The sequence below is a fragment of the Kutzneria kofuensis genome (genome assembly GCF_014203355.1).
In the GTDB taxonomy this organism is placed as follows: Bacteria; Actinomycetota; Actinomycetes; order Mycobacteriales; family Pseudonocardiaceae; genus Kutzneria; species Kutzneria kofuensis.
Genome location: NZ_JACHIR010000001.1, coordinates 6854304 through 6880012, shown reverse-complemented (window position 1 = coordinate 6880012; position 25709 = coordinate 6854304). Strand labels below are relative to the sequence as shown.

Annotated in this window: 25 protein-coding genes and 2 pseudogenes; 12 read left to right on the top strand and 15 right to left on the bottom strand. The window is 70.0% G+C overall.

The window, feature by feature from the left end; translation table 11 throughout:
* Positions 1-28: 28 nt before the first annotated feature.
* The 3 genes from ligD (BJ998_RS31635) to BJ998_RS49620 are packed head-to-tail and all read right to left on the bottom strand — an operon-like array spanning position 29 to position 2904.
* Complete coding sequence (gene ligD, locus BJ998_RS31635; protein ID WP_312890421.1) at positions 29-970, bottom strand: non-homologous end-joining DNA ligase; 942 nt, start codon at positions 968-970, stop codon at positions 29-31.
* 36 nt (positions 971-1006) lie between these two features.
* Positions 1007-1498 carry a metallophosphoesterase family protein gene (locus BJ998_RS31630; protein WP_184866984.1) on the bottom strand — a complete coding sequence of 164 codons (492 nt, stop codon included), beginning with the start codon at positions 1496-1498 and terminating at the stop codon, positions 1007-1009.
* Positions 1499-1554: 56 nt separating this feature from the next.
* The gene (locus tag BJ998_RS49620; protein WP_184866983.1) at positions 1555-2904 is read right to left on the bottom strand and encodes a beta-1,3-glucanase family protein; all 1350 of its coding nucleotides are present in this window, start codon (positions 2902-2904) and stop codon (positions 1555-1557) included.
* Between the two features lie 233 nt (positions 2905-3137).
* Here BJ998_RS49620 and BJ998_RS31620 point away from each other — a divergent pair, with 233 nt between their 5' ends.
* A complete protein-coding gene (locus BJ998_RS31620) occupies positions 3138-4904 on the top strand; it encodes a discoidin domain-containing protein (RefSeq protein ID WP_221338188.1) in 1767 nt (588 codons plus the stop codon).
* 15 nt (positions 4905-4919) lie between these two features.
* On the opposite strand, the gene BJ998_RS31615 is transcribed toward BJ998_RS31620, so the two are convergent.
* Positions 4920-5639: an SDR family NAD(P)-dependent oxidoreductase gene (locus tag BJ998_RS31615; protein WP_184866982.1), complete on the bottom strand. Its 720-nt coding sequence runs from the start codon at positions 5637-5639 to the stop codon at positions 4920-4922.
* A 55-nt stretch (positions 5640-5694) separates the two neighbouring features.
* Here BJ998_RS31615 and BJ998_RS31610 point away from each other — a divergent pair, with 55 nt between their 5' ends.
* Complete coding sequence (locus tag BJ998_RS31610) at positions 5695-6210, top strand: MarR family winged helix-turn-helix transcriptional regulator (protein WP_184866981.1); 516 nt, start codon at positions 5695-5697, stop codon at positions 6208-6210.
* Between the two features lie 43 nt (positions 6211-6253).
* Positions 6254-7054, top strand: coding sequence for a helix-turn-helix transcriptional regulator (locus tag BJ998_RS31605; RefSeq protein WP_184866980.1), 801 nt, complete (start codon positions 6254-6256; stop codon positions 7052-7054).
* 8 nt (positions 7055-7062) lie between these two features.
* Here the strand turns inward: BJ998_RS31605 and BJ998_RS31600 are convergent, their stop codons facing one another.
* Positions 7063-7737: a hypothetical protein gene (locus tag BJ998_RS31600; protein WP_184866979.1), complete on the bottom strand. Its 675-nt coding sequence runs from the start codon at positions 7735-7737 to the stop codon at positions 7063-7065.
* Between the two features lie 225 nt (positions 7738-7962).
* Between BJ998_RS31600 and BJ998_RS31595 the strand changes: the two are divergent.
* Positions 7963-9054, top strand: a pseudogene (locus BJ998_RS31595) (transcription termination factor Rho, short form); the annotation flags it as partial.
* Positions 9055-9069: 15 nt separating this feature from the next.
* Positions 9070-9942 (top strand): NAD-dependent protein deacetylase, encoded by an 873-nt coding sequence (locus BJ998_RS31590; protein ID WP_184866977.1) that lies wholly within the window; start codon positions 9070-9072, stop codon positions 9940-9942.
* 50 nt (positions 9943-9992) lie between these two features.
* On the opposite strand, the gene ligD (BJ998_RS31585) is transcribed toward BJ998_RS31590, so the two are convergent.
* The 3 genes and pseudogenes from ligD (BJ998_RS31585) to pyrH form a co-directional block, all read right to left on the bottom strand.
* Positions 9993-10925: a non-homologous end-joining DNA ligase gene (gene ligD / locus BJ998_RS31585; RefSeq protein WP_221339365.1), complete on the bottom strand. Its 933-nt coding sequence runs from the start codon at positions 10923-10925 to the stop codon at positions 9993-9995.
* Positions 10923-11354 (bottom strand): annotated as a pseudogene (locus BJ998_RS46735) (DNA polymerase ligase N-terminal domain-containing protein); the annotation flags it as partial. The gene ligD (BJ998_RS31585) and the pseudogene BJ998_RS46735, both read right to left, overlap by 3 nt.
* Before the next feature lie 10 nt (positions 11355-11364).
* Entirely contained in the window at positions 11365-12108 is a 744-nt protein-coding gene (gene pyrH / locus BJ998_RS31580; RefSeq protein WP_312890419.1) for a UMP kinase, read from the bottom strand.
* 54 nt (positions 12109-12162) lie between these two features.
* Here pyrH and BJ998_RS47800 point away from each other — a divergent pair, with 54 nt between their 5' ends.
* On the top strand, positions 12163-12708 hold the full coding sequence (locus BJ998_RS47800) for a YdcF family protein (protein WP_246489985.1): 546 nt from the start codon (positions 12163-12165) through the stop codon (positions 12706-12708).
* A 120-nt stretch (positions 12709-12828) separates the two neighbouring features.
* Complete coding sequence (locus tag BJ998_RS31570; RefSeq protein ID WP_184866973.1) at positions 12829-13485, top strand: peroxiredoxin-like family protein; 657 nt, start codon at positions 12829-12831, stop codon at positions 13483-13485.
* Here the strand turns inward: BJ998_RS31570 and BJ998_RS31565 are convergent.
* From BJ998_RS31565 to BJ998_RS31540, 6 genes are all read right to left on the bottom strand, one after another.
* On the bottom strand, positions 13475-14077 hold the full coding sequence (locus BJ998_RS31565) for a TetR/AcrR family transcriptional regulator (protein WP_184866972.1): 603 nt from the start codon (positions 14075-14077) through the stop codon (positions 13475-13477). The genes BJ998_RS31570 and BJ998_RS31565 overlap by 11 nt on opposite strands.
* Before the next feature lie 9 nt (positions 14078-14086).
* The gene (locus BJ998_RS31560; RefSeq protein ID WP_184866971.1) at positions 14087-14683 is read right to left on the bottom strand and encodes a helix-turn-helix domain-containing protein; all 597 of its coding nucleotides are present in this window, start codon (positions 14681-14683) and stop codon (positions 14087-14089) included.
* Between the two features lie 117 nt (positions 14684-14800).
* Complete coding sequence (locus BJ998_RS31555; protein WP_184866970.1) at positions 14801-15721, bottom strand: aldo/keto reductase; 921 nt, start codon at positions 15719-15721, stop codon at positions 14801-14803.
* A gap of 10 nt (positions 15722-15731) precedes the next feature.
* Complete coding sequence (locus BJ998_RS31550; protein ID WP_184866969.1) at positions 15732-16694, bottom strand: carbon-nitrogen hydrolase family protein; 963 nt, start codon at positions 16692-16694, stop codon at positions 15732-15734.
* A complete protein-coding gene (locus tag BJ998_RS31545; protein ID WP_312890418.1) occupies positions 16687-18816 on the bottom strand; it encodes an oxidoreductase in 2130 nt (709 codons plus the stop codon). Before BJ998_RS31545 ends, BJ998_RS31550 begins: the two co-directional genes overlap by 8 nt.
* The gene (locus BJ998_RS31540) at positions 18813-19205 is read right to left on the bottom strand and encodes an acyl-CoA thioesterase (protein WP_312890582.1); all 393 of its coding nucleotides are present in this window, start codon (positions 19203-19205) and stop codon (positions 18813-18815) included. Before BJ998_RS31540 ends, BJ998_RS31545 begins: the two co-directional genes overlap by 4 nt.
* 78 nt (positions 19206-19283) lie before the next feature.
* On the opposite strand from BJ998_RS31540, the gene BJ998_RS31535 reads away from it, so the two are divergent.
* The 5 genes from BJ998_RS31535 (at position 19284) to BJ998_RS31515 (ending at position 24676) form a co-directional block, all read left to right on the top strand.
* The gene (locus BJ998_RS31535; protein ID WP_184866967.1) at positions 19284-20393 is read left to right on the top strand and encodes a cupin domain-containing protein; all 1110 of its coding nucleotides are present in this window, start codon (positions 19284-19286) and stop codon (positions 20391-20393) included.
* An 11-nt stretch (positions 20394-20404) separates the two neighbouring features.
* Positions 20405-21232 carry a fumarylacetoacetate hydrolase family protein gene (locus BJ998_RS31530; RefSeq protein ID WP_184866966.1) on the top strand — a complete coding sequence of 276 codons (828 nt, stop codon included), beginning with the start codon at positions 20405-20407 and terminating at the stop codon, positions 21230-21232.
* 30 nt (positions 21233-21262) lie between these two features.
* Positions 21263-22114: a PaaX family transcriptional regulator gene (locus BJ998_RS31525; RefSeq protein ID WP_184869065.1), complete on the top strand. Its 852-nt coding sequence runs from the start codon at positions 21263-21265 to the stop codon at positions 22112-22114.
* A 76-nt stretch (positions 22115-22190) separates the two neighbouring features.
* Positions 22191-23804, top strand: coding sequence for an AMP-binding protein (locus tag BJ998_RS31520; protein WP_184866965.1), 1614 nt, complete (start codon positions 22191-22193; stop codon positions 23802-23804).
* A 62-nt stretch (positions 23805-23866) separates the two neighbouring features.
* Positions 23867-24676 (top strand): SAM-dependent methyltransferase, encoded by an 810-nt coding sequence (locus BJ998_RS31515; protein WP_184866964.1) that lies wholly within the window; start codon positions 23867-23869, stop codon positions 24674-24676.
* A 1-nt stretch (position 24677) separates the two neighbouring features.
* Here the strand turns inward: BJ998_RS31515 and BJ998_RS31510 are convergent, their stop codons facing one another.
* Entirely contained in the window at positions 24678-25682 is a 1005-nt protein-coding gene (locus tag BJ998_RS31510) for an aldo/keto reductase (RefSeq protein WP_184866963.1), read from the bottom strand.
* Positions 25683-25709: the final 27 nt, after the last annotated feature.

Sequence of the window (25709 nt, the reverse complement as noted above, 5' to 3'; positions counted from 1 at the left end):
CCACGTCGAATACCCGCTGTGCCCACGGCTAATCCGGGCAGCGCACCTCCTCGGGGCGGCGGTCCGGCCGCAACCCCCGCCACGAGGAATGCCGCAGCATGCCGTCCACGGTGAACTTGCGGTACTCGACCTCGCCGACCAGCTCCGGCCGTAGCCAGTGCACGCGCCGGGCACGGTCGCGCGGCACGGCGTTGACGAACGGGGGTTGCTTCTGTTCCAACGGTTCCAGCTCGCGCTGCAGATCACGCAGCGCCTGGTCGGTGAAGCCGGTGCCGACGTCGCCGATGTACTTCAGCCCGGTGTCGTCGTGCGCGCCGAGCAGCAGCGCCCCGATCGTGCCGTCGCGGCGGCCCTGGCCCGGGCGCCAGCCGGCGAGCACGACCTCCTGGGTGTGGATGAAGGGGTGTTTCAGCCATTCGAGGCTGCGGCGGCCCGGGTGGTAGCGCGAGGCGCTGGCCTTGGCGACCAGCCCCTCCAGTCGGGACGCCGCCGCGATCTGGAGCAGCTCCTCCGGCTCGACGTCGGCGTGGTCGTAGTAGGGCGTGATCGAGATCCGCGGGCTGCGCGGGTTCAGCTCGGCGAGCAGCTCCCGGCGTCTGCGGTACGGCTCGTCCATCAGGTCCCGGTCGCCGATCCGGAGCAGGTCGAAGGCGAAGTACCGCACCTTGACGGCCTTGTTCTGGAGCAGGCTGAAGTCCGGGACGCCGTCCCGGTCCAGCGCGACGATCTCACCGTCGATGACCGCCGCGGTGTCCAGGCCCGGCTCGGTCAGCTCCGCGTACCGGAGGGTTAAATCGTTGAGGTTGCGGCTGTTCAGCTGGGTCGTGCCGTCCGCGGCGACCCGCATGATCGCCCGGTAGCCGTCCCACTTGAACTCGTACGACCATGCCGCCGTGTCCGGCAGCGTGCCACCGTCGGAGCCGGCCAACATCGGCTCCACCGGGTCCGGCACCGCCGACCGCTCCGCCACCGACCCACGGTAACCCGGATGGAGTAGCGGCGCGAATCAGTCAACCGGCACGATCTCGGCGGTCACGAGCCGGCCGTCCGCGACCGTGAGCAGGCCGATCGTGCCGTGCGGCTGGCGGCGGCGGTCGGTCGGCGAGCCGGGGTTGAAGATCCGCAGGCCCCCCTCGGTCAGGTCGACGGGGATGTGCGAGTGGCCGAAGACCACCAGGTCGGCGTCCGGAAACCGGCGACGCATCCGGGCCGCCCGGCCGACCTTCTGGCCGCTGTCGTGGATCATCGCCACGCGCAGGTCGTCGATGTCCAGCTCCAGCGTCTCGGGCGCGCCCCACGCGACGACGTCCGGGCCGTCGTTGTTGCCGCACACCGCGTGCACCGGCGCGTAGGCCGCCAGCTCGTCCAGCACGGACGGCACGCACACGTCGCCGGCGTGCAGGATCAGGTCGGCGCCCCGCAGGTGCTCGGCCACCCTCGGCGGGCACGCCTTCCACCGGCGCGGCGCATGCGTGTCGGACAGGACCACCACTCGCACGGCACCATCATGCCTGCTCGGCGGAACAGTCACCGTTCCGCCGAGCAGATCACGACTCACCAGCCGACGGCGACCTCCAGCCACTGGGGGTTGCCGTGCGACACGAAGGACGACTGACCGGCGACATCGTCGTACGGGAAGCCGTACGCGAGCTTGTTGATGCCGTGGTCGTGCCAGAACTTGGCGTAGTAGTTGGCCGGCGCGGCCTTGTAGAACTGGGTCGGGTCCTGCTGCTGCGAGGACGGCAGCTGCGCGGTGTGCCGGTTCAGGGCGGCGCACATGTTCGGGTTGGACGCCATCGAGTTGGCGCAGCCGAAGATGAACTGCGTCGTCTCGTTGACGCCGACCGACTGGGCGTAGCTGGTGAAGTAGTTGGCGTACTGGCCGCCCGGCTGGAACGCGGCGACGCTGCCCGGGGCGGGGATCCGGTACGGCGACTGCACCTGCGCGAGCTGCTTGAACTCGGCCGGCACCTCGTCGATGAACTTCTGGAAGGTCGCGCTGCGGTCTTCCTGGAAGGTCTGGTAGTCCTCGCCGACCTGCACGTCGTAGCCGTCGTGCGCGTGCAGCCGCATGGCCAGCTTCAGCCCGAACGCGTCCACCCGGGTGGTGTTGCCGTTGAACACCGACGGCCCGACGGTGAACTCGATGAAGTCGTAGTACTGGCTGTTGGGCGCGCCGAGGTAGAAGTACATGCGGCCGGCGGAGTTCGCGGGCATGTCCACGTACGGCTGCTCGGCGATGGAGTGCGTCTGGCCGTTGAAGCTCCAGTACACCTGGCTGTCCGGGTACTTGCCGTTGGTGCGGTTGAGCACCTTCACCATCAGCACGTTCTGCGCGGGCGGGATCGAGCCGGTGTCGCCCCAGAACGAGTCCGGCGGCGCGCCCGTGCCGCCGCCCGGGTTGGAGCCGCCGCCGGCGCCGTAGACCTGGAACTCCCACAGCGAGTAGCCGTACGGGGTGGCGCGCTGGGTGCCGTACATGCGGACGTAGCGTCCGGATCCGGTCACGTTGAGCGTCTGCACGCCGCCAGTGCCGGCGGTGGTGCTGTAGATGGTCGTCCAGGACGAGTTGTCGCCGGAGACCTGGATCTGGAACGCCTTGGCGTAGGCGGCCTCCCAGTTCAGCACGATCTGGTCGATGGTGGCGGCGCCGCCGAGGTCGATCTCGATCCACTGCGGGTCGCTGAACGCCGACGACCACCGGGTGCCGGTGTTGCCGTCGACCGCGTTGGCCGCGCCGAAGCTGGCGTTCTCGGTGGATGACGCGGTCGCCGTCTTGCCTTGCGAGATCAGGGTTCCCGCGGCGTTCGCCGGAACGGCGCCGAGGAAGGTGGCCGCCAGGGCGACGGCGGTGAGCAGCAGCGGGGCGCGAAGCCAGCGCCGCGGCGGTGCGGTGGTGGACATGGTCCCTCTCCAAAGCCGGCAGGGGGCAAGGGGAGAGCGCTCTCAAGGTGGCAGGTTCATACGATTACGCCGAGATGTCAAGGGTGTTGCCGCGACTGGCGGCAGACCCCTTGACAGTTATCGGAATCGAGGGAGATGCTTCCGTGAGAGCGCTCTCGCCTGCTCCGTGTCCCCTGCCTAGGTGACGCCTCCCGCCAGATGCGGTCGCCCCTGCCCGCCCGCAAGGAGTGCCCATGTCGATCAGGGACAAGTGCGCGCGCCTGGTCCGCTCACCCGGACGGCTCGCCACCGGCCTGCTCGCGTTGACCCTGACAGCAACCAGCGCGATCGGAATGACCGCGCCCACAACCGTGGAGGCCGCCGTCGCGCAGCCCTCCGCCGTGCCCGCGCCGCCCGCGGGCTTCACCACCACCTGGAGCGACGACTTCACCGGCGCCGCGAACACCGGCCTGGACACCGGAACCTGGCGCTACGACGCCGGCCCCGGCTCCAGCTTCGGCACCGGCGAGATCGAGACCACCACCACCAGCACCGACAACGTCTACCACGACGGCAACGGACACCTGGTGCTCAGGGCCCTGCACTCCGGCAGCGACCCGAACTCCGGCTGGACCTCCGGCCGCGTCGAGACCCAAGCCGACGGATTCGGCGCCCAACCCGGCGGCGTCGTCCGAATCCAGGCCTCCATCCAACAGCCCAACCTGTCCACCGCCAACGGTGCCGGCTACTGGCCCGCGTTCTGGATGCTCGGCGCGCCGCTGCGCATCGGCGTGCCGTGGCCGGGTTCCGGCGAGGTCGACATCCTCGAGGACATCAACGGGCGCAGCTCGCTGTTCGGCACACTGCACTGCGGCGTGAGCCCCGGCGGCCCCTGCAACGAGGGCACCGGCATCGGCAGCGGTGAACGCGCCTGCGGCGGCTGCCAGACCGGCTACCACACCTACGCCGTGGAGATCGACCGCTCCACCTCGCCCGAGCAGATCCGCTGGTACCTCGACGGCGCCAACTACTTCACCCTCAACTCCACCCAGGTCGACGCCACCACCTGGGCCAACGCCGTCGACCACAGCTTCTTCATCATCTTCGACCTGGCCATCGGCGGCGCGTTCCCGGCCGCGTTCGGCGGCGGTCCCAACGCCGCCACCGCCTCCGGCGGCACACTGAACGTCGACTACGTCGCCGTGTACAACAAGTCGCCCAACTACGGCGCCAACATCGCCCAGGGCAAGCCCACCACCGCCTCGTCCGCCGAGAGCGCGCAGTTCCCGGCCTCCAACGCCACCGACGGCGACATCACCACCCGGTGGTCCTCGGCGTTCAGCGATCCGCAGTGGCTGCAGGTCGACCTCGGGCAGAACTACAACCTCAACCACGCCACCCTGACCTGGGAGGCCGCCGCCGCGTCCGCCTACCAGCTACAGACATCGACCGACGGCGCCACCTGGTCGACCGTGTACTCCAACAACAACTCCCCACAGGACATCCAGTCGTTCGGGTTGTCGGCGACCGCCCGGTACGTTCGGGTCTACGCCACCAGCCGGGCATCGCAGTGGGGCGACTCGCTGTACGAGCTGGCCCTGTACGGCTCGCCGACCTCCGGTGGCGGCGGCTCCGGATCCCTGCTGTCGCAGGGAAAGACCGCCACCGCCTCATCGACCGAGAACGGCAGCTTCACCGCCGCCAACGCCGTCGACGGCAACACCGGCACCCGCTGGTCGTCCGCCTTCAGTGACCCCCAGTGGCTGCAGGTCGACCTCGGCGCCACCCACACCATCAGCCGCGTCGACCTGAACTGGGAGGCCGCCTACGCCACCGGCTACCAGATCCAGACCTCCAACGACGGCACCACCTGGACATCCATCTACAGCACCACCGCCGGCACCGGCGGCAACCAGTCGCTGACCGTCTCCGGCTCCGGCCGCTACGTCCGCCTCTACGGCACCACCCGCGCCACCCAGTACGGCTACTCGCTCTGGGAATTCCAGGTCTACGGCAGCTGAACTGAACGGTTCACGTCAACGGGTGGTGTGCGCGCCCCCGTTGACGTGAACCGTCTGCCCGGTGATGTGCCGTGCCCCTTGCGACGCAAGGAATTCCACCGTCGCCGCGACATCGTCCGGGTTGCCGGCGCGTCCCGTGTGCGTGGCGGCGATCAGCGCCTCGCGGCGTTTTTCCGTGAGACGGCCGTGGAAGAAGTCGGTGGCCTCGATGTAACCGGGCGAGACCAGGTTGGCGGTCAGGCCCCGGGGACCGATCTCCGCCGACAAGCCGGCCGTCCACGCATGCAACGCCGCCTTCGCTGCGCCGTAGCCGCTACCGGCGTACTCCGCGCCGATCGAGCCGACGTTGATCACCGTGCCGCCGGGGCGAAGCTTGTCGAGCACCGCCGTGGTCGTGAGGACGGCGCTGAGCAGGTTGGCGTCCAGGTTCGCCCGCCAGGACTCCGCCACCTCGTGCAGGCTCGAAGCCCGCGGCCGGCCGAAGTCCGTGTTGCCGCCGGCCATGTTGACCAGCACGTCCAACTCCGCCCCCAGCGCGTCGGCAAGTTCCTGAACCTGAAGCGGATCCGCCGCGTCGCAGGCGATCGGCTCGGCGTCGATCTCCTTCGCGGCCACCGCGAGCCGTGCGCCGTCCCGGCCGGTGATCACCACCGTGTCGCCTGCCCGGCGGAACCTCGCCGCCACCGCCTTGCCGATGCCACCGCTACCGCCCGTGACAAGGACCTTGCGTGTCATCACATGCCCCCTGGTTGCTATGTTTAGCGCTAAACGTAACCGGGAGGCGGGGCCGATGTCCAACTATCCGCTCGACGATCAGCTGTCGTCGTGGCCCGTCGCGGACATCATCGACGCGTGGGCGCGCGAGTTGCCCGGCGCGCACACCGACTCCATCGCCGTGATCACCCCGCTCTGGCGCACGGCGAAGGCGCTGGCCGACGACCGTCGGCGGACACTGTCCGTGCTCGGCATCGACCCGTCGACACTGGACCTGCTCAGCGTGATCCGGCGCGCCGGCCCGCCGTACGAGCTGACCACCCGGGAGATCACCCGCCGGACCCTCGTCACCGCCGGGGCCGTCTCGCAGCGCATTGCCCGCGCCGAGGAGGTCGGCCTCGTGGAGCGCTCACCGTCGACCGCCTCCCGCCGCGCGGTCGCCGTCCGACTCACCGATGCCGGCCACCACCTCATCGAGCTGACCGTGCGTCAACTGCTGGAGCACGAGTCCCGACTGGTCGCCTCCCTCACCGAGGCGGAGCGATCGGTGCTCGCCAGTTGCCTGGCCAAGATCGATGCCGCCCTTGCGTGACAAGTGCGCTATACATGGGCCGTCCGAATTCTGAGGGGAATCCATGGGCGGCCTGGCTGCACGCGACTACGAACGCATGTTGGACCTGGCGGCCGCGGTGATGGGGACGGCGGTGCCGGAGTCGCCGTGGCGGTTGGTGGCGGAGGAGCTGGCGCGGTCGTTGGGCGGCACGATGGTGTTGCTGACGGACGTGAACGGGCCGGCAGGGACGGCGAGCGTGGACGCCTGGGCGCCGGAGTGGATCGGGTCGCTGCCGTTGAACAGGTTGCTGCGCAGGGGACTTGAGGGCGGGCACCCGTTGCCGCAGCACTACGCCAGAACCGGGGATCAGCGGCCGCTGGCGGTGACGGACGTGGTGGAGATGAGCGTGTGGCGGCGAACCGAGGCGTACGCGACGCTGCGGGAAGTGGTGGGGGTCGTCCGACACATCGCGATTCCCTTGCCCGCCAACGAACGCGGCCGGTTCCGGACGTTCGTGGTGCACCGCGACGGCGGCGACTTCGACGACCGCGAGCGGAGCTATGTGCGCAGGTTGCAGCCGCTGCTGGTGAGCGTGGACCGGTTCGTGCGGCAACTCGCCGACTGGGGCGAAGCCGTGCGCGAGGAGCCCCGGCCGTTGGAGTCAGCCGCGGAGGCGAAGCTGACGCCCCGGGAGCTTGCGGTGCTGAGCCTGCTCGCGGACGGCATGACCGCCGAGGCGATCGGCCGCCGGCTCGGGATCTCCAACCGAACCGTCCACAAGCACACCGAGAACCTGTACCGGAAGCTGGCCGCGACCGACCGGCTGACGGCGGTCCTGCGGGCCCAGTCGCTGGGATTGCTGCCGAGCGCCGCGACGCGCTGACCCGCCCCCTATCCCTGCCCCGGCGCGGCGATGCGGTCGGTGCGGTCGCGGTCCGGGGCGAAGGCGACGCCGCGGGCGCGGGGGATGGTGGGGAGGTTGCCGATCGGGTAGTCGAGAGCCCGGAGCACGTCGTCCGGCAGCGACTCGGCGGGGACGCCGACGCGGAGCAACAGCTCTCGCACCTGAGCCGGGCGGGAGCGGGCGAGGATGTCGAAGACGCCGGCGCGGAGCAGGGCGAGGCGACGCGTGAAGCGCTGGATGTCGACGGGACGGCCACCACGCAGGTCACGCCACTCGGCCTGGTGTTTCCGCGCCATCTCGGTAAGGCGCACGTAGTCGAGCAGGCTGCTGCCGGAGCCGGAACGGGCCACGTCGGTGAACTCGCTGCCGTCGATCACGGGCTGGGGCCACTGCCGGTGGTAGTCGGCCGCTGACGGCGTCCGGTAGGCCCACAGGAATACACCACCCCCGTCGGTTTGTTGAACGATGACGGAACGGGCGGGCAGCCCGTAGGCCTCGGCGATCTGCTCGGCGGCGGCCAACGCGAGCTGCGGCGTCGTGCCGGCGACGTGACCGCACCAACCGTGCGGGGTGGGCATCGCGTCGAGACTCGAGTCCGGCAGCGGCCCCCACACGGACGCGATCTCCCGCGTCCACACGGCCACGATCTCGGCACGCTCCATACGAGAACGATAGCGCCCCCACGGCCGGACGATCATGGTCACGGCCACCACTTGCGCACCGAGCCCGGTCTGCCCTACCATCCGAGTTGTCTACCTCAAGTGGGTGCGGAGCTCTCCCCCACCGAGGAACCCTCCACCGAGATCCATCGCCGATCCACGCGTCGATCTCCTTCAGCGGCATGTCCGCCGCATCCATCGAAGCTAGGAAACCCCATGAACAACACCGAGAACACCGCGATCGAGGATGTCGGCGGCATCCTCGACATCGTCGGAAACCGAGCCTTCCTCAGGGTCGACGGCTACCTGCCCGGTCCGGACGACGTGCAGGTGACCACCGCACAGGTCCGCGAGCACGGGCTGCGCCGAGGCGACACCATCACCGGAAAGGCAACCGCCGCAAGGAAACTGACCAGCGTCGAGACGGTGAACGGCCAGCGGCCGGGCTACCGCCGGCCGCAGTTCGAGAACCTGACCCCGTTGTACCCCAACGAAAGGCTCCGGCTGGAGACCGAGCCGCACCTGCTCACCACCCGGGTCGCCGACCTGGTGATGCCGGTCGGCAAGGGCCAGCGGGCTCTGATCGTCGCCCCGCCGAAGGCGGGCAAAACCTCCGTGCTGCAGGCGATCGCGCACGGCATCAGCAAGAACCACCCGGAGTGCCACCTGATGCTGGTGCTCGTCGGCGAACGGCCGGAGGAGGTCACCGACCTCGCCCGGGCGGTGCCCGGCGAGGTGATCGCGGCGACGTTCGACACGCCGCCGAAGGACCACACGGCGATCGCCGAGCTGGCCATCGAGCGGGCCAAGCGCCTGGTCGAGATGGGCCGGGACGTCGTCGTGCTGCTGGACTCGCTGACCCGGCTGGGCCGCGCCTACAACCTGGCCGCCCCGCAGTCGGGCCGCATCCTGTCCGGCGGCGTCGACGCCGGCGCGCTGGTGCCGCCGAAGAAGTTCCTCGGCGCCGCCCGCAACATCGAGGACGGCGGCTCCCTGACGATCTTCGCCACGGCGCTGGTCGACACCGGCTCGGCTGGCGACAACCTGATCTTCGAGGAGTTCAAGGCCACCGGCAACGCCGAGCTGCGGCTGGACCGCAAGATCGCCGCCAAGCGCGTGTTCCCGGCCGTGGACGTGGCCGGCTCCGGCACCCGCCGCGAGGAGCTGCTGATGACGCCGGCCGAGCTCGCCGCGACCCGCCGCATGCGCCGCGCGCTGGACGCCCGGGACGTGGACGTGCTGCTCGACGGCCTGCGCAAGACCAGCACCAACGCCGACTTCCTGGTCCAGATCACGCAGACCACACCGCCGGCGCGCTGAACGTAAGCTGGGAGAGTGCGGACTCGACCGACCCTGACCTGGACGGACTCCTCGGCGGAGCTGCCACGGACCACCAGCCTGGCCGAGGTCGTCGACGTCGTCGGGCGCGGCCGGGTCGCAGTGCTCAGCGGCGCCGGCATCTCCACCGAGTCGGGCATCCCCGACTACCGCGGCGACGGCGGCAGCCTGCGCCGGCACACCCCGATGACCTACGACGACTTCGTGGCCAGCGAGCACGGCCGGCGCCGCTACTGGGCCCGCAGCCACGTCGGCTGGCGCACCATCGCCCGCGCGGCCCCGAACGACGGCCATCGCGCCGTCGCCGAGCTGCAGAAACGCGGCCTGCTCACCGGTGTCATCACGCAGAACGTGGACGGCCTGCACCAGGCCGGTGGGGCGACCGACGTGATCGAGCTGCACGGCAGCCTGGACCGGGTGATCTGCCTCGGCTGCCGCCAGACGTCCGCCCGTGACGAGCTGGACCGGCGGTTGCACGCCGCCAATCCCCATTTCGGCGGCGTCGCCACCAGGATCAACCCGGACGGCGACGTCGAGCTGGACGAGCAGGTCGTCGCCGGCTTCGCACTGGTGGACTGCGTCGGCTGCGACGCCGGCGTGCTCAAGCCGGACGTCGTGTTCTTCGGCGAGAACGTGCCGCGGCCGCGGGTGGAGCAGTGCTACCAGCTGGTCGACGACTCCGACGCGCTGCTGGTCCTCGGCTCCTCCCTGACGGTCATGTCCGGCCTGCGTTTCGTGCGGCACGCCGCCCGGGCCGGCAAGCCCGTGCTGATCATCAACAAGGGCCGGACCCGGGGCGACAAGGAGGCCACCGTCCGGGTGGACCGGCCGCTCGGCGAGGCCCTGACTGAACTGGTCAGATCAGTGTAGTTGGCAGTGTCCGCGGGCACCGGTCCTCCGGGGTGGATTCCTCGGCCGGCTCACCTCGGCAGGTGGCCGGGGTCCTTGTGCAGGTCGGCCAGCAGGTCGCCATGTTTGTCCAGACGGGCGAGGACGTCCGAGGCGGTGAAGGTGAGGTCGGCGGGCTTGCGGCAGCGCTCCACCTCACGCCAGGTGAGCGGCGTGGACACGGTGGGAATCTCGCGGGCCCGCAGCGAATACGGGGCGACCGTCGTCTTGGCCGGGTTGTTCTGGCTCCAGTCCACGAACACCCGTCCGGTTCGACGCGCCTTGGCCATCACGGCGACGTACCGGTCGGGATGCGCGGATGCCATCCGCTGGGCGACCTCCTTGGCGTACTGGGAGGTCCGCTCGGCGTTGCTCACCCGTACCGGCACGTACAGCTGCATGCCCTTGGAGCCACTGGTCTTCGGGAAGCCGGTCAGGCCGTCCTCGGCCAGGATCTCCCTGATCAGCTCGGCCGCCCGGCAGCACTCGACGATGGTGGTGTCCGGCCCCGGATCGAGGTCGAACACCAGCAGATCGGGCTCCCGGACGCCGCCGCGGGGACCGACGGTCCACTGTGGAACGTGCAGCTCCAGCGCGGCCAGGTTGGCCGCCCACACCAGGCCGGCCAGGTCGTCGATCATCGCGAAGTCCAGCGTCTCCGCGCCGCGCGAACTGCCCGGCGTCGGCAGCGTCATGGTCCGCAACCACTCCGGCGCGTGCCGGGACACGTTCTTCTCGAAGAACGACGCCGAGTCCACGCCGTCGGGAAAGCGCTTCAACGTCACCGGCCGATCGGCCAGGTGCTCCAGCAGGTACGGCGCGACCTGGCGGTAGTAGTCGATCACGTGCGCCTTGGTGAAGCCGTCCGGGTAGAGCACCTTCTCCAGGTTGGTCAGCTTCAGCCGCCGGCCATCGACGTCCACCACGTGCGAGGTGTTGAGCTGCTTGCCGCGCTTGCGGACCAGCCAGTCCTTGTCCTCCTTGTGGATGAACACGTAGCGACCGTCCAGCCGGGTGCCGTGGAAGGTGACGTCGACCTCGTAGTCGGTCCACTTGTGCGTCTCGTACGTTCCTCTGTCCCAAATGGACACATGGCCGCCGCCGTACTCCCCCTTGGGAATGTCCCCCTCGAACGAGGCGTACTCCATGGGATGGTCCTCGGTGTGCACGGCCAGCCGCACCGAGCCGGGATTCATCAGCAGGCCCTTCGGCACGGCCCACGACACCAGCACGCCGTCCCGCTCCAGCCGGACGTCGTAGTGCAGCCGGGTGGCGTGGTGCTCCTGCACGACGAACACGTCGTCGTCGCCGGCGGGCAGCGGTCCGTCCGCGGGCACCGGCTCCGGGGTGCGCCGCGCATCCCGTTTCCGCCGGTACTCACCGAGATCGGCCATAATCGCCAGGCTACCGCCGATCGTGCGCGTGCACCGATCGTTCGACGTCCGGCCCGATGTACGTGCCGAGGCGTTCGCCCTGGCAGATCGCGGCCATCACGCCCGTCTGTTCGATGTCGAACACGTGCAGCGGCAGCTTGTGGTCGCGAGCCAGGATGAACGCGGACTGGTCCATCACGCCCAGTTCCTCGTCCAGCACGTGGGCGTAGGTGAGCTTGGCGAACCGCAGCGCCTCGGGATGCTTGTTGGGATCGCTGTCGTAGACGCCGTCGACGCCGTGCTTGGCGACGAGCAGCGCGTCCGCGCCGACCTCGATGGCCCGCTGCACACTGGGATAGTCCGTGGTGAGGAACGGCTGGCCGATCCCGCCGGCCATGATGACCACGGACCCCTTCTCCAGGTGGTGCACCGCGCGCAACCGAATGTACGGCTCGGCGACGGTGTCGATCGGCACGGCGGTCATCACCCGCACGTCGTGCTCGCCCAGCGCGGTCAGCCGGCCGCGCAGCAGCAGGCTGTTGATCACGGTGCCGAGCATGCCGATGTTGTCCGCTTCGACCCGGTCGATGCCCCAGGACTCGGACCTGTTGCCCCGGAACACGTTGCCGCCGCCCACGACCACCGCCACCTGGATGCCGAGGCGGCGCACGGAGAGCACTTCGGACGCCAGGTGGTCCAGCGCGGCGGCGCTGAACCCGTATTCGTCGGGGCCGGCGATTGCCCGGCCGCTGAGCTTGACCACGATGCGACGCACGACGCGAGCGTAGAGGCCGGCAACGTCCGCGCGCGATCGAACGATGTACCGGGCATGGAGCAGCCGGTCGCCACCACCTGGCGTCGCAAGCTGGCCGTGGTCGTGGTGCTCGCGCTGGTCGTGTTCGGCGTGGCGACGGTCCGGCTGTTCGTGTTGCCCGAGCTCACGCCGCTGCCGGCGCACGCCGACGCGATCATCGAGCTGGCCGGCCCCGGCAACCGGGACGCCGCGACCATGGCTCTCGTGCACGCAGGCAAGGCGCCCGTGGTTGCGCAGTCGACCGTGCCGGTGGAGGCCGGCACGCATCGGTGCCTGCCGGCGTCCGCGGGCGTCGAGGTGCTGTGCTTCAACCCCGATCCCGGCACCACTCGCGGCGAGGCCCGGTACATCGGCGAGATGGCGGCGCAGCGGCACTGGCAGTCGGTCATCATCGTCACCACGCCCGACCACGCCCTGCGTGCGCAGCTGCGGGTCAGCCGGTGTTTCCCCGGCACGGTCTACGTGGCGACCGCGCCGCTGCCCTGGTGGGACTGGTTCCGGCAGATTCCGTACCAGTGGGCGGCGAGCGCGAAGGCCCTGCTGTTCCAGACGAGCTGCTGACCTGCCCGAAACCGCATTTCGGTGTGCCCGAGAGCGTGACTCGCCGGAGTTTTGGAGTTGACACTCCAAAAATGGCGGAGTGGAATGGAGTAAACACTCCAAGAGGGAAGGCTGGGGACCATGGGGTCGATTGCCGACCAGGTCGAGGCACTGCAACAGGGCGCGATGGGCAAGATGCCGGCCGAGCTGCGCGACCGGTTCACCGAGGAACAAGCCGGCCTGGACGCCGCGGGAACGCCGTCCGGCTTCGCCGAGCCGGGCACCGCGATGCCGGACGGCGAGCTGCTGGACGCCCAGGGCGAGCCGACCACGCTGGCCCAGGTCACCGGCGGCAAGCCGGCGGTCGTGGTATTCTACCGGGGCGCCTGGTGCCCGTACTGCAACGTCGCACTCCGGGCGTACGAACAGGAGCTGGTGCCGGAACTGACCGCGCGTGGCGCAACCATGGTCGCCCTCAGCCCGCAGAAGCCGGACGGCTCGCTGAGCATGCAGGAGACCAACGCCCTGACCTACGCCGTGGTGTCCGACCCGGGCAACCAGATCGCCGGCAAGCTGGGCATCCTCACCGCGCCGGCCGACGGCGCCCGCGAGGCGCAGCAGGCGCTGGGGCTGGACCTCACCACCGTCAACGCGGACGGCACGACCACGCTGCCGATGCCCACCACCGTGGTGCTCGACGCGGACGGCGTCATCCGCTGGATCGACGTGCACCCGAACTACACGACTCGCAGCGAGGTCCCGGACATCCTGGCCGCGCTCGACCGGATCAGGCCGTGAACGACTCGATGTGATCGATCGCCTCGGTCAGCGCGATGCGCAGCAGCACGGTGTCGCGCCGAAGCTGGGTCAGCGCCAGCGCGCCCTGCAGCGTCGCCAACAGCATGATCGCCAGCCGGTCCGGGTCGGCCTCGCGGCGCAGCTCGCCGCGGTCGCGCATGGCGTGCAGGCCGTCCCGGATCGCCCGCTCCCAGCGGTCGAAGCCGGCCACGACGTCGGCGCGGGCGTCGGCGTCGTGCTCGGCGATCTCCGCGCCCAGCGAGCCGATCGGGCAGCCGCCCTTGCACTCCAGCCGCCGCTGCAGCGCGACGATGGCGTCCGCCCAGGCCCGCAGCGACGCCATCGAGTCCAGCGCCGCCAGCACCGCCTCCTGGTGACCGACCACCACCTCGGTCTGGTGCGCGATCACCGCCCGTACGAGGGCCTTCTTGTCGCGGAAGTAGTGGTAGATCTGGGACGTGCTGACCCCGGCGGCCGCCTGCACGTCCTCGGTGCTGGTGCCGGCGACGCCCCGTTCGAACATCAGCGTCGCGGCCGTCGAGACGATCCGGTCGCGGGTGGCCCGTCCCTTGGCGGTCAGGCGCTCGGACATGTCCCCAGTTTACCGACCGTCCACTCCAGAACCCTTCGGCGCGGCGCGGACGTGCATGCGCTCGCCCTGCGGGCCGAACAGGCTCAGGACCTCCACCGGGCGGTCGTCGCCGTTGCCGAACCAGTGCGGCACGTGCGTGTCGAACTCCGCCACCTCGCCCGTCTTCAGCACGACGTCGTGCTCGCCGAGGACCAGCCGCAGCCGGCCGGCCAGCACGTACAGCCACTCGTAGCCCTCGTGCGTCTTCAGCTCCGGCGCCAGGCGGGTGCCCGCCGGGATGATGTGCTTGAACGCGCGGAGGCCGCCGGGCTGGCGGTTCAGCGGGATGATCGTCTCGTTGCCCCGCCGGATCGGCTGCAGGTGCACCCTCGGGTCGCCGGTCGGCGGCGCGCCGACCAACTCGTCGAGGGGCACCCGGTGCGCCTTGGCCAGCGGGAGCAGCAGCTCCAGGCTGGGCCGGCGGCCCCCGGACTCCAGGCGGGACAGCGTGCTCACCGAGATACCGGTGGCCTTGGACAGCGCCGCCAGCGTGACGCTCCGACTCTCCCGCAGGGCCCGCAGCCGGGGCCCCACCTCCGTCAGCACCTGCTCCAGGTCATCGGCCACGCCTCCATTGCAGTTTCGGCAACGGAGTTTGTCAATTCGGCATGCTTGGAACGGACCATTCCTCAACTCGGAGTATAGGAATGGTCCCTTCCTAACTTCACGACGTGGATGAAGGGGTCAGGCGGAGGCCACCGTGAGGGCGTCCAGCTGGGCCGGGGTCAGCTTCAGCGACGCCGCGGCCAGCAGGGCCGGGAGCTGCTCCAGCTTCCGGGCGCTGGCGATCGGGGCGGCGACCTGCTTGCGTGAGCTGAGCCAGGCCAGGGCGATCGACGCCGGCTCGGCGCCGGTCCTGGCCGCGATGGCGTCCAGGGCGGCCAGCACCTTCCGGCCCCGCTCGGAGTCCACATACCGGGCGACGCCGGCCGAACGGGCCGAGTCGGCCTGCACGCCGGGACGGTGCTTGCCGGTGAGGAAGCCCATGGCCAGCGAGAAGTACGGGAACACGGCCAGATCGAACTTCTCGGCGACGTCGGCCAGCGGCCCCTCGTAGGTGTCGCGGGACATCAGGCTGTAGTGCGGCTGCAGCGCCACATAGGCGGCCTTGCCCTCGGCGGCGGAGAACTCCATCGACTCGGTCAGCCGCTCGGGCGACAGGTTGGAGGCGGCGATCTCCCGCACCTTGCCGGCCCGGACCAGCTCGTCCAGCGTGCTGATGATGTCGGGGATGCTCACCGACTCGTCGTCGTGGTGGGTGTAGAGCAGGTCGATCCGGTCGGTTCGCAGTCGCCGCAGGCAGTCGTCCACCGCCGCGCGGATGGTCGCCGGCCGCAGTCCGCGGTGCACCTCGTTGTCCGGCCAGCCGACCTTGGTCGCGATCACGACGTCGTCGCGCTTGCCCCGCCCGGCCAGCCACTCGCCGATGTAGGTCTCCGACAGGCCACCGCCGTACAGGTCGGCCGTGTCCACGTGGTCGCCGCCGCCCTCGACGAACGCGTCCAGGATGCGGGCCGCGGCAGGGCTGTCCACGGAGCGGCCGAACACGTTCGTGCCGAGGCAGAGCGGACCGACGGAGAGGGAGCCGATCGTTGTGGAACTCATGCCGCCAACACTAGGCGGTGAAGGTGATCGGCGCCCGGGGCGTGTTGTCGACGGTGAGGTGGAAGATGTCGAAACGGTTGTAATGTCCGATGATGTCGTGCATCTGCTTGGGCTGGATGCACCGGGACAGGTCGATCTCGGCGTAGACGATGCCCTCTTCGTCGACGAGCGGGTCGACCAGCGGCCGGCCGTCCGGGCCGAAGACGCCGGACAGGGCACTGCGCTTGCGGCGCATGCGCTCGGCGATCACGGCGTTGTCGCCGGCGGCGATCTCGATCATCTCCTCGGTGACGGTGGAGCAGGAGACGACGGAGAACAGCTTGCCCTCGAAGCAATGCGCGGCGGTGCGGATGGCGATGGCCTCGGACATGTCGTAGTCGGCCGGGGCGACGGGCAGCGAGATGTAGTTGGCCACGTGGACGAGTTCACCCTGGGCGAGCAGGGTGAAGCGGGCCAGGGTGTTGGTGTTCTCACCGCACGCCAGCGCGCCGAGCGGACCGACCGGGGTCCGGTGCACCCGAAGGGAACTGGCGTCGCCGTTGGTCCACGTGAGCTTCTCGGCCCAGGTGGGCACCAGTTTCCTGTGCACGCCCAGGAGAGTGCCGTCGGGGCCGATGATCAGGACGCTGTTGTAGAGCACGCCGAGGCTGTGCGGGCCGCGTTCGTTGACGCCGATGACAACCGTGCAGCCGGTGGCCGCCGCGGCGGAGCACAGGGTCTCGACGTGTGGGCCGGGGACGTCGATGGCCGAGCGGTAAAGCCTTTCGTACCAAGGTGATCCGTCGACGGGGTTCATGGTCCAGTTCCAGTACGGATAACCGGGCACGAAGACCTCGGGGAACGCGACCAGGGCAGCGCCGTTGGCGGCGGCCTCGTGGATCAGCGACACGGCCTTGTCGACGGTCGCGGCAGCGTCCAGGTAGACGGGCGCGGCCTGCACGGCGGCGGCGGTGAACCGCGGGAACTCATCCATGGGCCCTCCAGCGTCGGTGCACCAGATCCTCGGTGGTGTGCAGGGAAAGCTGCGGACGGGCACGGCCGGCGGACAGGGGTCGCCGGCGGCCGGCCCGATGCATCGAGGGCCAGAAGGCGCCGTCGCCGGTGTAGTCGAGCGACGCGGCGGCGTGCAGTGGCCAGGACGGGTCGTGCAGCTGCGCGTGGCCGATGGCGACGAGGTCGGCGCGACCGGCGAGTACGATGGAATTCGCGTCGTCGTAGGAGGAAATGCCGCCGACGGCGATGGTCGGCGCGCCGACGTCGGCACGGATCCGTTCGGCGAACGGGGTTTGGTAGCTGCGGCCGTAGGCGGGCTTCTCGTGCGGCACGACTTCGCCGCTGGAGACGTCGATCGCCGCCGCCCCGTGAGACATGAAGGCCGCCGCGGTCTCGACGGCGTCCTCGATGGTGGTGCCGCCGGGCGCCCAGTCGACGGCCGAGATCCGGACGATCACCGGCAGATCACCGAGCACGGCGTCCAGCACCCGCAGCGGGAACGACCGGTCGAACCCGGGATTCGTCAGCGGCGAGAGGTGCACGGACAGCAGATTCCCATGCCCCGCTTGGAGTTCGACGACGTCAAAGCCGGCGGCGACGGCCCGTCGAGCGGCCTGGGCGAACTGGGCCGCGATGTCCCCCACCGGCAGCGAGAGGTCCCGGGAGGCGTGGCTGAGTTGCACGCCGATCAGGGAACCCGTGTGCTCGTGGACGAAATCGGTGATCCGCCGCCAAGCCCGGACGTGCTCGTCGGTGTAGAGCCCGGTGCAGCCGGGAGTCTTGCGTCCCTCGGCGCTGACGGCGGTCCGCCCGGTGAGCACCAGCCCGGAGCCGCCGAGCGCCTTGCCGGCCAGGTGCGCGAACTCGGCGTCACCGGGAGCACCGTCAACAGCACAGTCCACAGTGATCGGTGCGCTGACGATCCTGTTGCGCAGCCGGACGTTCCCCAGCTCGTACGGCTGGAACAGCGGCGGGTTGCCGTCACCGAACCAGCTGTCCAGCCTGGCGACGTACTCCGGATCCCGCTGCCGGAGGTTGTCGTAGGTTACTCGACGACTGCGGGTGAGCAGGTTGAACGCAAACTGCTCGGGGGCCTTGCCGACGGCGTGTTCGATCGTCTCGAACCACTCCAGGCTCGCCTGCGCGGCCCGCTGCGTGGATTCCACCACTGGCCGCCGGTCGGCCTCGTACCGCTCCAGCGCCGTAGGAATGTCGCTGTGCCGCTGGAGGTTCGCGGCCAATGCCAGAGCGTCCTCCATGGCCAGCTTGGTGCCGGAGCCGATGGAGAAGTGGGCGGTGTGCGCGGCGTCGCCGAGCAGCACGATGTTGCCGTGCCGCCACGTCTGGTTGCGCACGGTGGTGAAGCGCAGCCACTTGGAGTTGTTGGTGATCAGCTTGTGGCCGCCGAGGTGGTCGGCGAGCAGCTCGGCGAGGCGCATCGGCCCGCACTCGTCGGTGAGGTCCGACGCCTGCCAGGTGCGCTCGGTCATCTCGACGATGAAGGTGCTGCGGTCGTCGCTGAACGGGTAGGCGTGCACCTGCATCGGCCCGTACTGCGTCTCGGCGATGATGAACGTGAACGCCTCGAACACACGGTCGGTGCCGAGCCACATGTACCGGCAGTTGCGCATGTCCAGCGAAGGCTGGAAAACGTCGGCGAAAGCCGTCCGCGTAAGCGAATTCACGCCGTCAGCGGCGACCACGAGGTCGTACTGGGCGGACAGCTCGGCGGCGGTCGGCGCGACCGACTGGAACCGGACGTCCACACCGAGGTCGAGGCAGCGCCGTTGCAGGATCTGCAGCAGCCGCATTCTTGATATGGCAGCAAATCCGTGTCCACCGGACGTCTCGACCCGGCCCCGGTAGCGGATGTCGATGTCGCTCCAGCGGGCGAACTCCGACTCCATCGCGGCGAAGATCTCCGGGTCGGCGGCGGCGATGCCGTCCAGCGTCTCGTCGGAGAACACCACGCCGAAGCCGAAGGTGTCGTCGGGCGCGTTGCGCTCCCACACGGTGATCTCACGCGTCGGGTCGAGGCTCTTGGCCAGGGCGGCGAAGTACAGCCCGGCCGGGCCGCCGCCGATCACCCCGTACCTGCTCACGACTCGCCTCCCGCGTTGGACGAACCGAGGGCCTCGACGACCTCGGCGGGCCACGGTGTGGCCTTGCCCTGGTCCGGTTCGGCGTGCACGACGACCACGGATCCGCTGGCGGCCATGCCGTTCCGGCCGTGCACCTCGAACGCGAAGGTCAGCGAGGTACGGCCGACGCTCTCCACCCAGAACCGGGTCTTGGCCACCTCGCCGAACCACAGCCGGGACCGGTAGTCGACCTCGTGCCGGACACGGGGCGTGCGACCGAACAGCCAGGCCACACCGTGTCGGCGGAGCAGTTCCGCCTCGGCCGCCTCGGCCCAGCGCAGGATCACCGAGTGGTGCTGGTGGCCGGCGGCGTCGGTGTCGTACCACTCGACGGCGCGCTCGATCGTCACCTCGGGCAAGGGACACCTCCTTGACACCTCCACGGTATAGCGCGACGATGACGACCGTCAAGATAAGGAGATAACGGCATGACCCTCAGCGATGACGTGCTCGGCCGCGCGCGGGTGGTCGACACGGACGATCTCAAGGCGTACTACGCGAAGCTCGGCAAGTTCCAGGCCGGTGCACTGTGGACGGTCGCGAACGACATCGAACCCTGGTACCCGCAGCCGAAGTCGGTGCCGACGCTGTGGTCGTACCGGGAGCTGCGGCCGCTCGTGCTGGAGGCGCTGGGCCTGGTCAGCGGCGACGACGCCGGCCGCCGCGTGGTGATGCTGGTCAATCCCGGCCGCAAGGACATCTCCGCCTCCGTCGGCCTGCTCTACAGCGGCCTGCAGGTGATGGGCCCCGGCGAGTCCATGACCGCGCACCGGCACCAGGCCGCCGCGCTGCGGTTCGTGCTGGAGGGCCAGGGCGCGTGGACCGTCGTGGACGGGCAGAAGCTCAAGGTCGGCCCGCGCGACTTCGCGATCACCCCCAACTGGACGTGGCACGAGCACGGCAACGAGGGCTCGGACGAGCCGGTGATCTGGCAGGACGGGCTGGACATTCCGCTGGTCAACGCGCACGACGCCGGCTTCTACGAGGTGCACCCGGACCTGTACCAGAAGCAGGGCGAGGTGGTGAACTCCTCGCTGCTCACCTACGGCCACGGGCAGTTGCGCCCGTACGGCTACGAGGCGTGGGACAAGCGGTACTCGCCACTGTTCGCCTACCCGTGGGAGCGGACCTATCAGGCGCTGCTCGACGTGGCCGCCGCCAGCGACGGATCCCCCTACGACGGCATCATCCTGGAGTACAGCAACCCGCTCACCGGCGGCTCGGTGATGCCGACGATGAGCGCGCACCTGCAGATGCTGCGGCCCGGCGAGGCCACCAAGGCGCACCGGCACACCGGGTCCGTGATGTACACGGTGGCCAAGGGCAGCGGGCATTCCGTGATCGCCGGCAAGCGGTTCGACTGGAACGAGGGCGACGTGTTCTGCGTGCCGTCGTGGGCGTGGCACGAGCACGCCAATGGCAGCGTCACCGACGACGCCGTCCTGTTCTCCTACAACGACTTCCCGGTGATACGTTCGCTCGCGTTCTGGCGCGAGGAGGCCTACCCGGACAACAACGGCCACCAGACCGTCGAATAGGGGCACTCCAAATGCTGCTAGTCACGTACTCGATCAACGGCGGCCCGCGGCGGGTCGGTTCCCAGCGGGACAACGAGATCGTCGAGACCACCGCCGAGTCCATGCCGGATGCCCTCCACAGTGGACTCACCGAGACCGGCGTGACGCACCCGCTGTCCGAGGTGACGCTGCACGCTCCGCTGCGACCGGGCAAGATCGTCGGTATCGGCCTGAACTACACCGAGCACGTCGCCGAGTCGGCCCGAACCCTGGACACCGACAAGGAACTGCCGCAGCGGCCGGTCCTGTTCGGCAAGCCGGCGACCGCCGTGGTCGGGCCGGACGAGCCGATCCAGCACGACGGGAACCTGACGCAGCAGCTGGACTGGGAGTGTGAGCTGGCCGTGGTCATCGGCCGCACCGCGCGGCGGGTGCGGGCCGAGGACGCGCTGTCGTACGTCTTCGGGTACAGCATCATGAACGACATCAGCGCCCGCGACCAGCGCCGCTCCGGGCAGTGGTTCTTCTCCAAGGGACAGGACTCCTACGCCCCGTTCGGGCCGGCGATCCGCACCGCCGACGAGATCCCCGACCCACACGACCTCGACCTGTCGCTGCGGGTGAACGGCGAGGTGAAGCAGAAGTCCAACACCCGCTACATGTTGTTCCGCGTCCCGGAGCTGATCGCGGACATCAGCTCCGGGATGACACTGGAACCGGGTGACGTGATCTCCACCGGCTCCCCCGCGGGCGTCGGCGCGAGCTTCACGCCGCAGCAGTTCCTGCGCCCGGGCGACGTCGTGGAGGCGAGCATCCAGAACATCGGGACCCTGCGGAATCCCGTTGTGGACGCACGGTGAATTCCCCACTGCTATCTTGCCGACATGGCGATCACAGCAGCCGGGGAGGCATTCACCGAGGGTGAGGCGGGCGCGCGGGCCGCGCAGCCGCGGCAGTTCATCGTCACCGTGTACGGCCTGTACGCGCGTGCGGACGGCGGGTGGCTGTCGGTCGCGTCGCTGATCACGCTGCTCGCCGACCTGGACATCGACGAGCCGGCGGTGCGTTCGTCCATCTCGCGGCTGAAGCGGCGGGGCATCCTCGTGGCCGAGCGGCGCGGCGGCGCCGCCGGCTACGCGCTGTCCGACGAGGGCCTCGCCGTGCTGCGCGAGGGCGACGAGCGGATCTTCCGCCGGGACCGCTCGACGCTGGACGAGGGCTGGCTGCTGGCCGTGTTCTCGGTGCCGGAGTCCGAACGCAACAAGCGGCACGTGCTGCGGTCCCGGCTGACCCGGCTGGGCTTCGGCACGGCCGCGCCGGGCGTGTGGATCGCGCCCGCGCACCTGCACGAGGCGACGGCGGCCATGCTGCGCCAGCAGGATCTGGACGGTTACGCCGACCTGTTCCGCGCCGACCACCTGGCCTTCGGCGACGTGGCCAGGAAGATGCGGCAGTGGTGGGATTTCGACGAGCTGGAGCGCCAGTACGCGGCGTTCCTGGACGAGCACGAGCCGGTGTGGCAGCGCTGGAAGCGCAAGCGCGCCGGCGAGGGCCGCGAGGCGTTCGTGGACTACGTGCGGGTGCTGACGTCGTGGCGTCGGCTGCCGTACCTGGATCCCGGCCTGCCGGCGGAACTTCTGCCCGCCGGCTGGGTCGGAACCCGTGCCGCGGACCTGTTCTTCGCCATGCGGGAACGGTTGGAGGACGGCGCCCGGGCACATGTCGCGGGGGCGATCTCCTGAGCTTTATCGCGTTCTCTTGACTGTCGTCAGGGGCAATGCATACTGGTGGCAACTCCTCACCGAAGAGGTGCTGCCGATGCCGGTTGTCAGATCAGCGCACGTGGACACCTTCTGCCGTGATCACCTGCCGCCCGCCGACGCCTGGCCGGACCTGGTCTTCGACCTGCCGGAGCTGCACTACCCCGACTGGCTCAACTGCGCCGACTCCCTGCTCGACGACACCGTGCGGCGGCTCGGGCCGAACCGGCCGTGCCTGCGCACCGAGACCGGCACCTGGACGTACGGCGACCTGCTCAGCGCCGCCAACCGCGCCGCGCACGTGCTCACCGACCACTTCGGACTCAAACCCGGCAACCGCGTTCTGTTGCGGGGCCCCAACAACCCGTGGCTGGTGGCCGCGTGGTTCGCCGTGCTCAAGGCCGGCGGCGTCGCCGTCACGACGATGCCGTTGCTGCGGGCCAAGGAGATCGCCGGCCTGGTCGAGCTGACGAAGCCGGATCTGGCCATCTGTGACCACCGGTTCCTGGAGGAGTTGCGACTCGGCGCGCCGACGTTACGCACCATCGGCTACGGCGGTCCCGGTCCCGACGACCTCACCGCCCTCGCATCGTCCACAAGCGACACTTTCACCAGCGTGGCCACCGCCGCCGACGACGTGGCCATCCTCGCGCCGACCTCGGGCACCACCGGCAGGCCCAAGGCCACCATGCACTTCCACCGGGACCTGCTGATCTGCGCCGACACCTTCTCCCGGCACATCGTGCGGCCGACCCAGGACGACGTCTTCGCCGGCTCGCCGCCCATCGGCTTCACCTTCGGACTCGGCGGCCTCGTGCTTTTCCCCTTGCGGGCCGGCGCTTCCACCCTGCTGCTGGAGCGCGCCACGCCGGTGGAACTCGCCGACGCCGTGGCCAAGCACCGCGTCACCGTGCTGTTCACCGCGCCGACCGCGTACCGCGCGATGTTGGCCGGCGGCAAGGCATCGGCGCTCAAGGGCCTGCGGCGCTGCATCTCCGCCGGCGAGCACCTGCCGCCCGGAACCTGGCGGGATTTCCTGGCGCAGACCGGAATCCGCATCATCAACGGCATCGGCGGCACCGAGATGCTGCACATCTACATCGCCGCCGCCGACGAGGAGATCCGTCCCGGCTCCACCGGGCGGGTGGTGCCCGGCTTCCAGGCCGTGATCCTCGACGAGAACGGCGATCCCGTGCCCGACGGCGTGTCCGGCCGGCTGGCCGTCAAGGGCCCCACCGGATGCCGGTACCTCAGCGACGACCGCCAGCGGTCGACCATCCACAACGGATGGACGCTGACCGGCGACAGCTACCACCGGGACGAGGACGGCTACTACTGGTTCGAGGCCCGCAACGACGACATCATCATCTCGGCCGGCTACAACATCGCCGGCCCCGAGGTGGAGGCCGCGCTGCTCGACCACCCCGACGTGCTGGAGGCCGCCGTGATCGGCGCCCCCGACGCCGAGCGCGGCGCCGTCGTGAAGGCGTTCGTCGTGCCACGTGCAGACAGCAAGGTGACGGCCGGCGAGTTGCAGGACTTCGTCAAGCGCACTCTGGCGCCCTACAAATACCCACGCGAGGTCGTGTTCCTCGACAGCCTCCCCCGCACCGCCACCGGCAAGGTGCAGCGCTACCGTCTGCGGTCAATGCCTCCATCCGGTCGACTTTGATCGGCCCCGGGTGGACCGGCGGTACGCTGCCAGGCAGGGCCGATCGGATCGAGGGGTGAACGGTGACCGTCAACCAGGCCGCGTGGGTGCCCAAGGACGTCGATGTCGATCTGCCCAGCGCCGCCCGGGTGTACGACTACCTGCTGGGCGGGGCGCACAACTTCGCCGCCGACCGTGCCGTCGGCGAGAAGGTGCTGCAGGTGCTGCCCGACGGGCGGCAGGTGGCCATCTCCAACCGGTCGTTCCTGCGGCGGGCCGTGCGGTTCCTGATCGAGCAGGGCATCACCCAGTTCCTCGACCTCGGCTCCGGCATTCCCACCTCCGGCAACGTGCACGAGATCGCCCACGAGGCCGACCCGTCGGCGCGGGTGCTGTACGTCGACTACGACGAGGTCGCCGTCGCGCACAGCGAGCTCCTGCTGGCCGGCAACCCCGCCGCCACCGTCCTGGCCAGCGACCTGACCAATCCCGATGTCGTCCTGGGCGCCCCGATCACCCGCGAGTTCCTGGACTTCAGCCGCCCCATCGGGCTGCTCATGGTCGCCGTGTTCCACTTCGTGCCCGACGACCGGGACCCCGCCGGCATCATCGCCGCGTACCGCGACGCGCTGCCCGGCGGCAGCTACGTCGCGTTGTCCCACCTCACGGCCGACCACCAGCCCGAGGCCATGGCCGGCGTCGTCGAGGCGATGAAGCACAGCCGGGACCCCATGTACTTCCGCACCTACGACGAAGTCGCGCCGATGTTCACCGGCCTCGACCTGGTCGAACCCGGCCTGGTCAGCGCCCCCGAGTGGCGCCCGGACGCCGGCATCCGCGAGCCCGGCCCGGAGGGCGTGTACGCCGGCGTCGGCCGTAAGCCGTTCGAGTGATTCAGCGGCGGCGGAGCCTGGCGTCGGCGATCTCCGGCGGCGTGTAGGCCACCGCGTTGGGGCTGGCGTCGCCGCCGGGCGGCGCGATCTCGTCGATCCGGTCCAGGACCTCGTCGTCCAGCCGGACGTCCGCGCCGGCCAGCACGTCGTCGAGCTGCGCCATGGTGCGCGGCCCGATGATCGCCGAGGTGACGCCCGGGTGGTTGATCGCGAACGCCATCGCCAGCTGCGTCATGGGCAGGCCGGCCTTCTCGGCCAGCGGCACGAGCCGCTCGACGACCTCCAGCTTGCGGTCGTCGCCGAAGTGCTGCGGCATCAGGCCGCCACGGTGGGTCGTGTCGAGCCGGTCCCTGCGGTAGCGGCCGGTGAGCAGACCCTGGCCCAGCGGGCTCCACACCAGCGTGCCCATGCCGTAACGCTGGCAGACGGGCAGCACCTCGCGCTCGATGCTCCGGTTGATGATCGAGTACGGCGGCTGCTCGGTGCGGAACCGCTCGTAGCCGCGACGCTCGGCCGCCCACTGCGCCTCCACGATCTGCGAGGCCGGGAAGGTCGACGAGCCGATCGCGCGCACCTTGCCGCTGCGGACCAGGTCGGTCAGCGCGGACAACGTCTCCTCGATGTCGGTGTCCGGCCTCGGCCGGTGGATCTGGTACAGGTCGATGTGGTCGGTCTGCAGGCGGCGCAAGGAGTTCTCGACCTCCGTGACGATCCAGCGCCGCGAGGTGCCGCCGTGGTTGGGCTTGTCGTCCATCGGGTAGAACACCTTCGTCGCCAGCACGACGTCGTCACGACGGCCCCTGAGCGCCTTGCCGACGATCTCCTCCGACTCGCCGAAGGAGTAACCGTCGGCGGTGTCGACGAAGTTGACGCCCGCGTCCAGGGCGCGGTGGATGATCCGGATCGACTCGTCGTGGTCGGGATTGCCCATCGCCCCGAACATCATCGTGCCCAGGCAGTACACGCTGACGTCGATCCCGGTCCGGCCCAGCTTTCGATATTCCATGTGTTCCAGGGAAACAGGGCCGCGGAC

What these genes read in the sequence shown, in the direction of transcription:
- BJ998_RS31610 (WP_184866981.1), top strand. Translation starts at nt 5,695, where the DNA reads ATGTCCAACTATCCGCTCGACGATCAGCTGTCGTCGTGGCCCGTCGCG.
- BJ998_RS31565 (WP_184866972.1), bottom strand. Translation starts at nt 14,077, where the DNA reads ATGTCCGAGCGCCTGACCGCCAAGGGACGGGCCACCCGCGACCGGATC.
- BJ998_RS31510 (WP_184866963.1), bottom strand. Translation starts at nt 25,682, where the DNA reads ATGGAATATCGAAAGCTGGGCCGGACCGGGATCGACGTCAGCGTGTAC.
- BJ998_RS31520 (WP_184866965.1), top strand. Translation starts at nt 22,191, where the DNA reads ATGCCGGTTGTCAGATCAGCGCACGTGGACACCTTCTGCCGTGATCAC.
- BJ998_RS31535 (WP_184866967.1), top strand. Translation starts at nt 19,284, where the DNA reads ATGACCCTCAGCGATGACGTGCTCGGCCGCGCGCGGGTGGTCGACACG.
- BJ998_RS31570 (WP_184866973.1), top strand. Translation starts at nt 12,829, where the DNA reads ATGGGGTCGATTGCCGACCAGGTCGAGGCACTGCAACAGGGCGCGATG.
- BJ998_RS31530 (WP_184866966.1), top strand. Translation starts at nt 20,405, where the DNA reads ATGCTGCTAGTCACGTACTCGATCAACGGCGGCCCGCGGCGGGTCGGT.
- BJ998_RS31600 (WP_184866979.1), bottom strand. Translation starts at nt 7,737, where the DNA reads ATGGAGCGTGCCGAGATCGTGGCCGTGTGGACGCGGGAGATCGCGTCC.
- BJ998_RS49620 (WP_184866983.1), bottom strand. Translation starts at nt 2,904, where the DNA reads ATGTCCACCACCGCACCGCCGCGGCGCTGGCTTCGCGCCCCGCTGCTG.
- BJ998_RS31555 (WP_184866970.1), bottom strand. Translation starts at nt 15,721, where the DNA reads ATGAGTTCCACAACGATCGGCTCCCTCTCCGTCGGTCCGCTCTGCCTC.
- BJ998_RS31620 (WP_221338188.1), top strand. Translation starts at nt 3,138, where the DNA reads ATGTCGATCAGGGACAAGTGCGCGCGCCTGGTCCGCTCACCCGGACGG.
- BJ998_RS31605 (WP_184866980.1), top strand. Translation starts at nt 6,254, where the DNA reads ATGGGCGGCCTGGCTGCACGCGACTACGAACGCATGTTGGACCTGGCG.
- BJ998_RS31615 (WP_184866982.1), bottom strand. Translation starts at nt 5,639, where the DNA reads ATGACACGCAAGGTCCTTGTCACGGGCGGTAGCGGTGGCATCGGCAAG.
- BJ998_RS31550 (WP_184866969.1), bottom strand. Translation starts at nt 16,694, where the DNA reads ATGGATGAGTTCCCGCGGTTCACCGCCGCCGCCGTGCAGGCCGCGCCC.
- BJ998_RS47800 (WP_246489985.1), top strand. Translation starts at nt 12,163, where the DNA reads ATGGAGCAGCCGGTCGCCACCACCTGGCGTCGCAAGCTGGCCGTGGTC.